This window comes from uncultured Phascolarctobacterium sp. (genome assembly GCF_958349595.1).
Classification (GTDB): domain Bacteria; phylum Bacillota; class Negativicutes; order Acidaminococcales; family Acidaminococcaceae; genus Phascolarctobacterium.
This window is the reverse complement of the sequence record NZ_CATWDQ010000015.1, coordinates 48,626-61,598: the sequence shown is the minus strand read 5'-3', so window position 1 is coordinate 61,598 and position 12,973 is coordinate 48,626. Positions and strand designations below refer to the sequence as shown.

At 49.2% G+C, this 12,973-nt stretch carries 13 protein-coding genes; all 13 read right to left on the bottom strand.

From position 1 onward, the window contains the following. Window positions 1-234: 234 nt before the first annotated feature. The 13 genes from lysS to Q4G98_RS10145 all read right to left on the bottom strand — a co-directional run bounded on the left by lysS (window position 235) and on the right by Q4G98_RS10145 (window position 12,972). On the bottom strand, window positions 235-1,755 hold the full coding sequence (gene lysS / locus Q4G98_RS10205; RefSeq protein WP_177561195.1) for a lysine--tRNA ligase: 1,521 nt from the start codon (window positions 1,753-1,755) through the stop codon (window positions 235-237). A 24-nt stretch (window positions 1,756-1,779) separates the two neighbouring features. Next, window positions 1,780-2,256 (bottom strand): transcription elongation factor GreA, encoded by a 477-nt coding sequence (greA, locus tag Q4G98_RS10200; protein ID WP_298565652.1) that lies wholly within the window; start codon window positions 2,254-2,256, stop codon window positions 1,780-1,782. A gap of 142 nt (window positions 2,257-2,398) precedes the next feature. Continuing rightward, window positions 2,399-3,484, bottom strand: coding sequence for an NAD(P)H-binding protein (locus tag Q4G98_RS10195; protein ID WP_177561196.1), 1,086 nt, complete (start codon window positions 3,482-3,484; stop codon window positions 2,399-2,401). Next, on the bottom strand, window positions 3,485-4,321 hold the full coding sequence (locus Q4G98_RS10190) for a quinate 5-dehydrogenase (RefSeq protein WP_301961960.1): 837 nt from the start codon (window positions 4,319-4,321) through the stop codon (window positions 3,485-3,487). A gap of 229 nt (window positions 4,322-4,550) precedes the next feature. Next, window positions 4,551-5,528, bottom strand: a complete 978-nt coding sequence (gene dusB, locus Q4G98_RS10185) for a tRNA dihydrouridine synthase DusB (RefSeq protein WP_177561198.1) — start codon at window positions 5,526-5,528, stop codon at window positions 4,551-4,553. 58 nt (window positions 5,529-5,586) lie between these two features. Then, window positions 5,587-6,363, bottom strand: a complete 777-nt coding sequence (locus Q4G98_RS10180; RefSeq protein WP_177561199.1) for a type III pantothenate kinase — start codon at window positions 6,361-6,363, stop codon at window positions 5,587-5,589. Window positions 6,364-6,384: 21 nt separating this feature from the next. Further along, entirely contained in the window at window positions 6,385-6,948 is a 564-nt protein-coding gene (locus Q4G98_RS10175) for a biotin transporter BioY (protein WP_177561200.1), read from the bottom strand. Next, window positions 6,948-7,946 carry a biotin--[acetyl-CoA-carboxylase] ligase gene (locus Q4G98_RS10170; protein WP_177561201.1) on the bottom strand — a complete coding sequence of 333 codons (999 nt, stop codon included), beginning with the start codon at window positions 7,944-7,946 and terminating at the stop codon, window positions 6,948-6,950. The genes Q4G98_RS10175 and Q4G98_RS10170 overlap by 1 nt, the downstream gene beginning before the upstream one ends. A 109-nt stretch (window positions 7,947-8,055) precedes the next feature. After that, window positions 8,056-9,939, bottom strand: a complete 1,884-nt coding sequence (ftsH, locus tag Q4G98_RS10165) for an ATP-dependent zinc metalloprotease FtsH (protein WP_177561202.1) — start codon at window positions 9,937-9,939, stop codon at window positions 8,056-8,058. Window positions 9,940-10,041: 102 nt separating this feature from the next. Then, window positions 10,042-10,584 carry a hypoxanthine phosphoribosyltransferase gene (gene hpt / locus Q4G98_RS10160; protein ID WP_177561204.1) on the bottom strand — a complete coding sequence of 181 codons (543 nt, stop codon included), beginning with the start codon at window positions 10,582-10,584 and terminating at the stop codon, window positions 10,042-10,044. A 5-nt stretch (window positions 10,585-10,589) separates the two neighbouring features. Continuing rightward, window positions 10,590-11,999 carry a tRNA lysidine(34) synthetase TilS gene (tilS, locus tag Q4G98_RS10155; protein WP_298565646.1) on the bottom strand — a complete coding sequence of 470 codons (1,410 nt, stop codon included), beginning with the start codon at window positions 11,997-11,999 and terminating at the stop codon, window positions 10,590-10,592. A 65-nt stretch (window positions 12,000-12,064) separates the two neighbouring features. Beyond that, entirely contained in the window at window positions 12,065-12,487 is a 423-nt protein-coding gene (locus tag Q4G98_RS10150; protein ID WP_177560637.1) for a S1 domain-containing RNA-binding protein, read from the bottom strand. Window positions 12,488-12,630: 143 nt separating this feature from the next. Beyond that, on the bottom strand, window positions 12,631-12,972 hold the full coding sequence (locus tag Q4G98_RS10145; protein ID WP_177560638.1) for a septum formation initiator family protein: 342 nt from the start codon (window positions 12,970-12,972) through the stop codon (window positions 12,631-12,633). Window position 12,973 lies beyond the last annotated feature (1 nt).

Genomic DNA, 12,973 nt, shown 5'->3' with positions numbered 1-12,973 from the left:
AGTTTTCAAGGTTCTGCTTGCCGTTTTTGACGACTTGTATAGTATATTACATCTTTTCGATGTTGTCAACTATTATTTTTTCATCTTTTTTAACGGCTTCTGATTCTTTTTTGCGTTAGTCACAACAGGTGACTTTTGATATAATAACAGATTTCGTTCTTATACGCAAGCTTTTTTTATCTTTTTTTGCAAAAAAAATCCGCACCGAAAAATCCGGTGCGGATCCATAACTTTTTATTGTAATTTATGACGCATATGCGGGAAAAAGATAACGTCGCGGATACTGCTGCTGTCGGTAAGGAACATAACCAGACGGTCGATACCGATACCCAGTCCTCCCGTAGGCGGCAGGCCGTATTCCAACGCAGTCACAAAGTCTTCGTCCATCATATGGGCTTCATCATCACCGGCTGCGCGGTCTTCCACCTGTTTCTGGAAACGTTCGCGCTGGTCGATAGGATCGTTGAGCTCGGAGAAACCATTGCAGATCTCACGGGCATAAATAAATCCTTCAAAACGATCGGTGATCTCCGGATCAGCCTCACTGCTTTTTGCCAGCGGCGAGATCTCTTTCGGATGTCCGGTAATAAATGTAGGCTGGATCAGCTTTTCTTCTACATGCTCTTCAAAGCAGGCATTGATGATCTTGCCGATGCCAAAAGTTTTTTCATAAGGCACATTGATAGCGTCCGCCATTTTACGCGCTTCTTCGAGGTCTTTGATCCCGGAAAAATCCTGTCCGGTATATTTAGCTACGGCTTCGATCATGGTCATTCTGTTCCAGGGCGGAGTCAGGTCGATCTCCTGTCCTTCATAAGTGATCTTCATCGTGCCGAGCACTTTTTGTGCGGTCTGCGAAACAATGGTCTCCGTTAAATGCATCAGGTCATTATAATCAGCATAAGCCTGATATATCTCGACCATAGTAAATTCGGGGTTATGTTTGATGTCGATGCCTTCGTTACGGAAAACACGTCCCAATTCGTAGACGCGTTCCATACCGCCGACGATCAGGCGTTTCAGATACAGTTCCGGTGCAATACGCATGTAAAGCTGCATATCCAGTGCGTTATGATAGGTAATGAACGGACGTGCGGCAGCGCCGCCGGCGATAGAGTGCATGATCGGCGTTTCCACTTCCAGGAAGTCTTTGCCATCCAGGATCTCTCGAACGCTTTTGATGATCTGGCTGCGCAGAACAAAAGTACGGCGTACTTCAGGATTAACGATCAAATCAACATAACGCTGACGATAACGCATTTCAACGTCTTTTAAGCCATGCCATTTTTCCGGCAGCGGGCGCAGAGATTTGGAAAGCAGCTCCAAAGCAACAGCTTTAATGGATAATTCACCCATATGCGTACGGAAAACAGTACCGGTCACTCCGACAATATCACCGATATCCATCAGTTTGATCAAGGAATAGTTTTCTTCGCCCAGGGCGTCTTTGCGTACATAAAGCTGAATACGGCCTGTTTTATCCATCAGATCGATAAAGCAGGTCTTACCATGACCGCGAATAGCCATAACACGGCCGGACAAGCGTACAACCGTTTCCTGGGCCGCTAACTCTTCAAACTGGTCGGCTACATCCTGAGCATGATGAGTCCATTCAAATTTATGGCCGAAAGGTTTCCAGCCCTTTTCTTCGATCTGGTGCATTTTATTGATACGCACCTGCATTTGTTCGTTAATTTCTGTTTCTGTCAAAGCTTCCGGTTCAGCAGCTTGCTGATTTTTAATTTCTTCCGACATATTTCTCGCTCCTAAAAATCAAATCTATTTAATTTTTACTATTTTGTATGAAAGCTCGCCGACAGGAGTATGGACCTGTACGACAGTATTTACTTTCTGACCCAGGATCGCAGCGCCGACAGGAGATTCGTTGGAGATCCGGTTCTGGGAAGGATCTGCCTCGGTAGTGCCGACAACGGTGTAGGTTTCTTCATCGCCAAATTCCATATCTTTGACGATAACGGTAGAACCAAGAATAACAGTACCTTTTTTCTTTTTCGCAGTTTCATCGATAAGCGTTGCCGTACTGATCATCTGCTCCAGTTCAATGATACGGCCTTCGATAAAGGCCTGTTCATTTTTAGCATCGTCATATTCGGAATTCTCGCTTATATCACCATAAGAAATTGCTACTTTAATACGCTCGGCAACCTCCTGCCGTTTTACAGAACGAAGATTTTCTAATTCGTCCTCAAGTTTTCTTAAACCTTCGGCCGTTAAAATAGTTTCTTTAGCACTCATGGTATTACTCCTTTAAAATCATATTTCCCGCCGCCTCACAATACAAACAGTGCCAAGCAGCAATGCCTGACACTGGGCTCAACGGATAAATAATATAATGTACTAGATTAAATTATAATTTTTTGTTGGTTTATTGTCAACCTCAGATATTACGCATTGCCAGTTCCTGTTCAACAAAGTCCTGGATATGAGCGATTTCTTCATCTGTAACAGCCCGCTCGAAATTGCGGAAACCAGCCAGCCGGAAATCATGCTTGCGCGCTAATCGTGAGATCGTATCGATCTGTTCGATAGTCAGTTTACGTCCCAGAGTAAAATTTTCGTAACGCTTTTCCAATGCTAAAATCATCGTCTCGGCCATACAGGCAAACGAGGTCTGCGGCGGAAAGCCAAAATTAAAATGGAAATCAACATTGCCGGGGACTTTAATCACACCGCCTTCTATTACCAGCACGTCCTTGCGCTTAGCGGCCACCTCACGCGAAACATTGCGCGGCCTGGCCACATCGCAGACGATAGCGCCGGCTTTGAGGTCCTCGGGCTCGATCAGAAAATCTACGGCGCTGGTGACGGCAATCACCACATCGGCGTCCTTCAGGCTGCGTTTGATATCGTTGGAAACAGTTAATTTCCCGGCAACACTGCCCGACAGCTCCTGCGCCAGCTCTTCCAGCGGCTGCAGATGTCTTGCCACCATTGTAATATCTTTTGCTTCACGGGCCAGTATCCTTGTGCAGGCAGCGCCGATAGAACCGCTGGCGCCAACAACAGTCACATGCGCCGTAGCCAGATCCTTGCCCATCAGCTTTACTGCTTCACGCGTACCTTCCAGCGCCGTAGCAACCGTATAACTATTGCCGGAAGTCACGGCAATATCCAGATTTTGGGCCACAGTAACCCCGGCATCGCCGACAATAGATGTAAACGCACCCAGGCCTACTATTTTAGCGCCCAGTTCCTGCGCGATGCGCCCTGATTCGATGATCCTGTCCATGACAAATTCTTCCGGCAGTTCGACCATTTGCCTCGAGGTCAGCGGACAGCCGATAAACCAGCCTTCCGCTTCAGCATAGGGACTTTTGATCCCTGTGATATGTGAAACCTGAAAAGGTTTTTTCAATTTCAGAGCACTTTCCAGCCAGCTGTCAGGAATAAATTTTAAAACAGGCGAGACATGAGCCATATCCTGAATCGACAGCGGATGTATAATAAAGGCAAATTTTTCCATTTAGATATGCTCCTCCTCTCCGCTTAGATATTCCAACCCTGATTCTATCTTGTATTCTTCCAGTAATTTTTCATACGCAGCGGCATCCAGCTGTTTACCGGCCCCGCTGGCCGCTACCAGCAGCCCTTCCATGACGTTAGTGCCATAGCTGCGTCCGTCCAGCGACGGCGTCGTCGTGATCAGGCAGCGCACTCCCGCACTGCGCAGCAGCTTACGGTCGCCAGCCGTTACCGTATTGGTAATGATCGTCTTGCCCGTCAGCTTATCAGGCATAAAGCGTCTGATAAAATGAAAATCACCGGCAATGATATCGTTCTCAAAAAAATACTTCTGATGCTGCGGTTTTCTCTGGCTTTGTTTGGCTCCCATCGGGTAAAACCATCTTACAGGCAGCTTGGTCAGGACCGGCGCCAGTAATTTTGCAAATTTATCCAGAGTCTGCAGGGATTTGATCGGGTGATCCCAGTTCAGGCCGAAAATCAAATCGCCAAAGGTGACGTCAGCACCGTTGGCAACAAGCGCCTCCGCCATCCCAAACCTGTCTACACCACAAACCATCAGCACTTTCTTGCCCTGAAAATCTATGATCTTATCAGCGGCAAGCCTGTTAATCAAAATCCGTTCCAATGAATTTTTCAGCCCGCTGCCATCGAGCACAGGCGTTTTTCTGACATTTTCTATAAGCCTGGCCGATTCACGAAAAGTATAACGCCGGCCGCCGGCATAGACATAAAGATCGGTCCCGCCTAATCCCAGCGCGTCTACCTGTCCGTCAAGTTCTTCCAGAAGCTGCCGGGCTTTCTGCAAATTCCCGTCAGTTCCCAGCCGTTCTATCACAAAGGTCTGCCCCTTAAGCTGCAAAGTACTTTTAGCATTGCGCTCAGAAGATCCTAAACTTACACTTACGATATGTTTACAGCTGCATTCAGTTGTCTGAGAGGCAATCATTATTCTACTTCTTTCTCTAAAAAACTTGTCCCTGATGACATATCATTTTAGCATATTTAAAGTGTTCCTACAATATTTGCTACTAGATTTCGTATTTTCTTATTTATTTTAACCGCTTTCAAATGCCAAATTTTTCTGCGGCGTCAAGATATTCTGCCAGCAGCTTTTTAAAATCAGCATAAGTTTCTATCTGGTGGAACCTGCCACGGTATTCTGCCGCTTTGGGCATACCTTTCAGATACGCGCCGATATGCCGCCGCATTTCTTTAACGGCCACAAGTTCATTTTTATATGCTATCAGCATTTCCAAATGCCTCAGCGCCAAAGCAAGTTTTTCCTGCAAAGACGGTTCCGGCGGCACGGGCTGACCCGACAAAGCAGCCTGCAGGCTGCGAAACAGCCAGGGATTACCATCGGCGCCGCGTCCCAGCATCAGTCCGTCGCAGCTGGTTTCTTCCAGCATCCGCAGACCGTCGTCTACGGTAAAAATGTCACCGTTGCCGATAACAGGTATCTTTACAGCCGCCTTGACCCTGGCGATGACCTGCCAGTCCGCCTTGCCGTTATAAAATTGTTCCCGCGTCCTGCCGTGTACTGTCACAGCAGCTACGCCGGCTTTTTCCGCCAGCCGGGCGATCTCTTCGGCATTGATATGCCCGGAGTCCCAGCCAGCCCGGATTTTTACAGTGACCGGAACAGTAACGGCATCAGCCATTCGCGCCAGGATCTCGTAGGCCAGCTGCGGATCTTTCATCAAAGCCGAGCCCTCTCCGTTATTGACGACCTTGGGCACCGGACAGCCCATATTAAAGTCGATCGCATCCGCGCCTCTGGCGGCAACTATCCTTGCCGCTTCAGCCAATTCTGCCGGAACAGAACCAAAAAGCTGGATCGCCGTCGGTCTTTCACCCGGATCGATGCGCAGCATATCGAAAGTCTTGACATTTTTATAGAGCAGTCCCTTAGCGCTGACCATTTCCGAAACAGTCATCCCGCAGCCCAGTTCTCTGCAGATAACGCGAAACGGCAGGTCTGTGATCCCGGCCATAGGCGCCAGCAGCAGCGGGACAGCCAAATTTAAAGTACCGATCTGCATAATCCACTCCCAATTTAAAATACTATAGAATAAGACCCGCCAAGCAGCGGGTCTTAGCTTATTTGGAATTTTTCTCGTGAAGGATACGTAGTCCATCCAGTGTAAGGAACGGTTCCACTACGTCGATAGAGTCGGATTCAGCCGCCATCGTATTGGCAAAGCCGCCTGTAGCGACGACAAAAGCCGAGCCGCCCAGTTCTTCCTTCATATGCCTGACTATACCGTCCATCTGGCCGACAAAACCATAGATGACGCCTGCCTGCATCGCGTTGACCGTATTGCGTGAAATAACGTTTTTCGGTTTGATAAGCTCGATACGCGGCAATTTAGCTGTTCTCTGGAACAGGGCCTCGGTAGAAATACCAATACCAGGCGCAATCGCTCCGCCTAAATATTCTCCTGTAGGCAGCAATGCGCAAAAGGTAGTCGCAGTACCGAAGTCAACGATGATCATCGGCATGCCTTTTTTACTGTATTTATCGAAAGCGGCGACAGCGTTGACGATACGGTCAGCGCCGACCTCTCTGGGATTATCATAACGCAGCGAGATACCGCTTTTGATGCCTGGGCCTACCACCATCGGCGTCAGCTCAAAGTAGCGTTCGCACATATGGCAGAGCGGTACGATCAGCGGCGGCACAACACTGGAAATAATGATTGCTTTGATCTGGTCCATGGGCATCCGTGTATAATTGAACATACTGCGTAATAAAATACCATATTCATCGGCAGTTTTGCTGCGATCTGTAGAAAAGCGCCAGTGACAAACCAGTTCTTTATCATCAAAAACACCTGCTACGATATTGGTATTGCCTACATCAATTACTAATAACATTCATGTTCCTCCTCAAGGAGCTTATTTAGTCCGTTCAAGCAGACCTGCCAGGAATAAAGCCTTGCGCACTTTGGCTCCGATAAGAGCCGCGGCCGCCGCCTTCATTATATCAAACGGTAAAAACGGCACAACCGCTAACAGCACGGCCTTGTCCCAACTCATGGGTTTTTGCAGAAAATACTGGAAACTAAGTTTGAAGCCAACAAGCCCTATTGCATAGCAAACGAGCATCCCGACGCACATATACATAAGATTTTTCAGATAACCAGCTTCCAGATCACGCTCAGTAAGATACCCTACCAGCCACGCCGTGACGATAAACGCAACGATAAACCCTCCGGTCGGACCGACCAGCATTACGGCGCCGCCCTGCCCCTGATTGAATACTGGCAGTCCCACACAGCCGAGCAGCATCCACACACACATACTGACAGCGCTCAGGCGGCTGCCCAGCAGCATACCTGCCAACAGCACGACCAAAGGCTGCATCGTAATGGGAACCGGCCCAATCGGAACTATGATATAGGCGCTGATGATCATCATCGTCACAAAAATCCCGGCCAGCAGCATTTCCCTGATCTTCATTACGCATATTCCCCCTGCCTGGCCCGGGCAGGACGAATAGAGACATCTCCGGCGATGACTTTTTCGATTCTGCCATCTGCGCGTTTTACCATCAAAAGACCGTCTTCATCTATATCGACAGCTTCGCCGATATAAGTCTCGTCAGGCGCGATGACCTTGACCTGCTGACCCAGAGTCGCAGAGTAGTGCTTCCATTCTTCCAGCACCGGTTTAAAGCCTTCCTGCAAAACCTTTTCGTATAATTCTTCCATATAGCCCAGCACATCAGTCAGCAGCTCGACCCTGCTGACAGGTTCCCGGGCAACATCGGCCAGCGATACTGCCGTTGCGCGCAGTTCTTCCGGCACCATTTCTTCAGGCACATTGACATTGATACCCGTACCGATAACGATATAGTTGATCTTGCCAAACTCAGCGCTCATTTCCGTCAAAATGCCCACCAGTTTTTTGCCTTCCAGCAAAACGTCGTTGGGCCATTTGATAGAGGCCTGCACGCCCTGATACTTATTGACTGCTTTCACGACAGCGATCGCCGCCAGCAGCGTGCATTTGGATGCTTCCTGAGGCATGAACGGAGGCTTCAAGACCACCGAAAACCATACGCCTCTGGCAAAAGGCGAAAACCAGCCGCGTGACAGACGTCCTTTACCGGAATTCTGCTCCTCCGCGATCACTACCAGCCCGTCCTCGCAGCCTTCGCCGGCGAGACGTTTCGCCAGTTCGTTCGTAGACGTCGTCAATTCACAGTAATGGATATGATGCCCCAGCCATTTGGTTTTCAAATTGGCGACTACCTCAGCAGGCTTCAGTCTGTCAGGCACTTCCTTCAGGATATAGCCTTTTTTAGGCACTGATTCAATAGTATAGCCCTCATTTTTTAAAGCCTGGATATGCTTCCAGACAGCCGTACGCGATACTGCCAGTTCCTGAGAAAGAACCTCGCCCGAAACCGGTTCTGGCATTTTACCGCGCAATATTTCTAAAATGCGTTCCCGCATATCATCACACTCCCACACAATGTTATCCTTAGATTAGCACCGGGTTAACCAAAAGTCAAGTCACAGAAAAACCGTCCCCGGAACACAGGGGACGGTTTTAGATTACAGACTATTGCTCACTGGGAGCTGCAGAAGTTTCTGCAGGCTGCACCTCTGCCGGCTCTGAAATTCCGATCTCAGAAGTATTTTCTTCTTTTGATAAAATTTTACCGTATTTCATCAGCTGATCGATTTCTTCGCCTTCCAAAGTTTCTCTTTCAATAAGTGCATCCGCGATCAAATGCAGTTTATCCATATTTTCATTCAACAGGCTTTCTGTTTTCTGATAAGCCTCATCGATAAATTTACGGATCTCTTTATCGATCTTGGCAGCGACTTCTTCACTGTAGTCCTTGTCTCTGGCAATGTCGCGGCCCAGGAAGACCTGGTCCTGACGATGTCCAAAGGTCATCGGACCCAGTTCAGGGCTCATGCCGTATTCACAGATCATCTGACGCGCAAGCGAAGTAGCACGCTGCAGGTCATTGCTGGCACCGCTGGAAATCTCTTTCAGCACCAGGGCTTCAGCAACGCGTCCGCCTAAAAGCACCTTCAATTCGTCCAGCATTTCACTGCGGGTCGCATAATAACGGTCTTCTTTGGGCAGGCTCAGTGTATAACCGCCGGCACGGCCGCGCGGAATAATCGTTACTTTATGGACCGGATCAGTATTATCAAGCAGCATACCCACCAGGGTATGACCGCCTTCGTGATAAGCAGTCAGACGTTTTTCTTTGTCGCTGATCACACGGCTGCGGCGTTCAGGACCCATGATAACACGCTCAGCCGCTTCTTCCATTTCCGGCATATCGATTTTATTCTTATTTTTACGGGCAGCCATCAAAGCTGCTTCGTTGACCAGATTGCTCAGATCAGCACCTGTAAAGCCAGGCGTTCTGCGGGCAATGACCCCAAGCTCAACTTCAGGGCTGATGGGTTTGCCTTTGACATGGACTTTCAAAATCTCCTGACGCCCTTTGATGTCAGGACGGTCGACGACGATCTGCCTGTCAAAGCGTCCCGGACGCAAAAGTGCCGGGTCAAGGATATCGGGACGGTTGGTCGCGGCGATCATAATGATGCCCTCATTAGCGCCAAAGCCATCCATTTCTACCAGCAGCTGGTTCAGAGTCTGTTCGCGTTCATCGTGACCGCCGCCCAGACCTGCGCCGCGCTGACGGCCCACAGCATCGATCTCATCAATGAAAACGATACAGGGCGCGCTCTTTTTAGCCTGTTCGAACAGGTCGCGGACACGGGAAGCGCCTACGCCGACAAACATTTCTACGAAGTCAGAACCGGAAATACTGAAAAACGGTACGCCGGCTTCACCTGCAACAGCCTTTGCCAGCAGTGTCTTACCTGTACCAGGCGGCCCGTAAAGCAAAACGCCCTTCGGGATCTTGGCGCCAAGATCATTATATTTCTTCGGATGCTTCAGGAACTCGACGACTTCTTCCAATTCCTGCTTGGCCTCATCGGCACCGGCAACATCTTTAAAAGTGATCTTGATATTATCTTCGTCATAACGGCGGGCACGGCTCTTGCCAAAATTCATCACCCGTCCGCCACCGCCCTGGCTTTGCTGCATCAGCATAAACCAGATACCTACGATCAAAAGCATCGGCAGCAGCGAGCTCAGGATCGTCGTCCACCAGGGTGGCTGCGGCGGCAGCTCGGCTTTGATTTCAATATCACGGGCACGTAAAGTCGGGATCAGGCTGTCATCGCTGGGAGCAACAGTTGAAAAATCCTTGCCATCCTTCAGCTTACCGCTGATGACATTATCAACTATCGTTACCTGTTTGACCTCGTCCTGCTGCACGTGCTTCATAAACGCACTATAAGTGATGTCTGTTTTGCTGACTGTGCTGGCCGAATAATAATCGATCATCCAGATCGCCACAATGATGATCAGCAAATAGAACGTCACGTTTTTAAAAAATCTATTCAAGGAATTGCTCCTCCTTCCACTGGATCGTCTACCAAATTACAGTAACGTCATTTTTTTATTATAATATAGATGTGGAAATTCTACAACCATTACTCAATAAAATCATGTACGTGCGTAAACACAGGGCTTTAAAACACCGATATAAGGTAAATTTCGGTAGTTGCCGGCATAATCCAGACCATAACCGACAGCGAACTCATCGGGAATGCAAAAGCCTACATAATCCGCACTTTTACCATTGACGCGTCTGGCGGTCTTGTCACACATCACCGCAGTTTTGACCGAAGCAGGCTTATGCTGCTGCAGCATACAGCAGACAGCTTCCAGGGTCAGCCCTGTATCGATGATGTCATCAACTAAAATCACATGCCGCCCGGCCAGTTTCTCAGAAACGTCCAGCTTGACGCTGACGTTACCGCAGCTGCTGGTACTGTTGCCGTAAGAAGATGCGACCATAAAATCGATCTTAACCGGCATACCCATTGCCAATGTCAGATCAGTAGCAAAATAAGCCGCCCCTTTTAAAAGCGCTATTACCACTACGTCTTTGCCGGCATAATCTTTTTTCAGCTGCGCGCCCAGTTCCCGGACCCGCGCTTTTATTTCTTCCTCGGTCAGCAATATCTTGCCAATATCTTCATGCATGTCCACTACTTGTCATCTCCCGGAGTTAAATATTCAAGATCCAGCGTCAGCCAGGCTGCGCAGTCCTGTTCATGCCATCCTGCTGCCCGCAGTCCCGGCAGCCACAGTACCTGCTGCCCGCAGGCTACCAAAAGCTGGCGTTCCCTCTGCTTTGGGGGCACTTTTTCATCATTAAAATATTTTTTTAATTTTTTACTGCCCGGCGACCCGGCCGGAAAAAATCTGTCGCCTTCCCGCCGCTGCCGCACTTCCAGCTGACCGCACTGCAGCAAATGCCAGGGATATGCTGCGGCGTGACCGGAAGGTCTTGCACTTCCCTCCAGGTAGCCCAGGCTCAAAATACCCTGGGGAAGTTCCAGCCGCAGCACGCCAGCCTGCCGCAGTTCCGCTAAGGAAACAGCATAGCACGGCTCTGTTGCTGCTGCCTGCCGTTCCAAAGCAGTGACCGTAAGCCGCCCATAACTGTAGACAGCACAGGTTTTACCAGGCAGCATGATGCTTTTATTACTATTGCCTTTAGACGCTAACTCGAGCATCTGCCGCGTCTGCTGATATGTCAGCAAACCTTCCGCACCCAGCTTTTTCCACATCAGCCTGACAAGACGCGTCTGCAGCGCCGCAGGCAGCGCAAGCAGCCATGCTGCTTCACAGCAGCAGGAAGTATCATCCTGCTGCACATACCGCTCAAATTTCTCTGCCGCCATTGCATCTAAACAAGCCGCGTCCACGGCAACTGACGCCGCCGTCTGTGCCAAAGCCTGTTTGACATTCGGGTTGAACTCCTGTTCCAGCAACGGCAGCAGCACATGCCGCACCTTATTGCGCGTATAATGCAGATCCATATTACTGCTGTCAGTACGGTAAGACAGCTCCCGCAACGCACAGTATGCTTCCAGAGCCGCACGGCTCACCTGCAAAAACGGCCGCACCACACGGTCATTGCGCGCGCGCATCCCGCTCAGGCCTGCCGCGCCGCTGCCGCGCAGCAGATGCAGCAGCAGAGTTTCTGCCTGATCGTCACGGTGATGCGCCGTGACGATACAGTCAGACTGATATTTCTCAAGACACCCAAATAACGCCTCATAACGTAATTTACGGGCCGCATCCTCTAAAGACAGCTTCCGGGCCGCAGCAAATGCTTTAACGTCTACCCGCAGCACTTCACAGGCAACCTGCCGCGCCCGGCAAAATCCCGCAACAAAGCCGGCATCAGCCAATGCCTCGCCGCCACGCAGACCATGCTCTATGTGGCAAACGACCAGCTGATACCTTTGCTTCTCCCGCAGCAGCAGCAGTGCGTCTGTCAACGCAAGCGAATCGGCCCCGCCGCTGCAGGCAATAATGATCTTGCTGCCGCCAGGCAGATTTTTTTGCACCTGGCGCAGAATTTCAGTAATTTGCCTGTGTTCTTTCATGGTTTCACCTGTTATTTATCAACCAAATAAAAAAGGCACCTCTGGAGGAAGTGCCTTTTTGGACATTATCTGTCGCGGCTGGCGCCACGGCCGCCGCGCTTAGACTCCGTATTGCGTTTCAGATCTAATAATCTGTCATCGCTGTCTTTTAAAAAGCGCGATAGTTTATCTTCAAAGGTAGCCGGAGGCACCACTTTAGGTGCGCGACGATCCTGATTAACCGGACGCTGCGGCTTCGGAGGTGCCGGAGGCGGAGGTGTCAGCTGTTTGATAGACAGACCTATCTTACCGCGTTCGTCGATAGACAACACTTTGACCTTGACCTTATCTTTTTCCTTTAAAAAATCATGCACATCTTTTACATATACATTGGAGACTTCGGAAATATGTATAAGACCAACTTTTCCTTCAGGCAATTGCACAAATGCTCCAAAATTTGTGATGCCGGTAACTTCACCTTCAACGATTGCGCCAACTTCGAGTGACATAAAGCGGATAATCCCCCTTAAAAAATCTTTATACAGTAAGTATTATACCCTTCTTTTAAAATGGGTGTCAACAGCATTATACAAATATATGCGAAAAGATAAAAAATAACAGATGCACCCCGGCAGAAACGCCTGTACATCTGTTATTTTTTCTTTTCCGCAGCTTCTGTTTCCTGCTTTTGCTGTTTTTCCTGTTCGTCAACTATAAACAGCGGCACTTCATTTTTACCTACCATATTATGATCTTCACGTGCCAGTTTTTCGATATATTTCAAATCATCCAACCGTTTGCGTTCCGCCTCCAGATCGGCCTGAACCTTTTTCAATTCGTCAACCCGCTGCTGCGTTGCCGACATTTCCTTGTTGATCTGATAGATCTTATACTCCTGCCGCCCTAAAACACCCAGACAGACGATCAGCAAAATAATCAGTACCCACAAAAAATCATTGGAGCTGCGGCGTTTTTTCCTGCGTACTTCGGCCATT

Bases quoted from the DNA above. Each gene is read 5' to 3' on its own strand.
- lysS (WP_177561195.1), bottom strand. From the start codon at position 1,755: ATGTCGGAAGAAATTAAAAATCAGCAAGCTGCTGAACCGGAAGCTTTG.
- greA (WP_298565652.1), bottom strand. From the start codon at position 2,256: ATGAGTGCTAAAGAAACTATTTTAACGGCCGAAGGTTTAAGAAAACTT.
- Q4G98_RS10195 (WP_177561196.1), bottom strand. From the start codon at position 3,484: ATGGAAAAATTTGCCTTTATTATACATCCGCTGTCGATTCAGGATATG.
- dusB (WP_177561198.1), bottom strand. From the start codon at position 5,528: ATGCAGATCGGTACTTTAAATTTGGCTGTCCCGCTGCTGCTGGCGCCT.
- Q4G98_RS10180 (WP_177561199.1), bottom strand. From the start codon at position 6,363: ATGTTATTAGTAATTGATGTAGGCAATACCAATATCGTAGCAGGTGTT.
- Q4G98_RS10175 (WP_177561200.1), bottom strand. From the start codon at position 6,948: ATGAAGATCAGGGAAATGCTGCTGGCCGGGATTTTTGTGACGATGATG.
- Q4G98_RS10170 (WP_177561201.1), bottom strand. From the start codon at position 7,946: ATGCGGGAACGCATTTTAGAAATATTGCGCGGTAAAATGCCAGAACCG.
- hpt (WP_177561204.1), bottom strand. From the start codon at position 10,584: ATGCATGAAGATATTGGCAAGATATTGCTGACCGAGGAAGAAATAAAA.
- tilS (WP_298565646.1), bottom strand. From the start codon at position 11,999: ATGAAAGAACACAGGCAAATTACTGAAATTCTGCGCCAGGTGCAAAAA.
- Q4G98_RS10150 (WP_177560637.1), bottom strand. From the start codon at position 12,487: ATGTCACTCGAAGTTGGCGCAATCGTTGAAGGTGAAGTTACCGGCATC.
- Q4G98_RS10145 (WP_177560638.1), bottom strand. From the start codon at position 12,972: ATGGCCGAAGTACGCAGGAAAAAACGCCGCAGCTCCAATGATTTTTTG.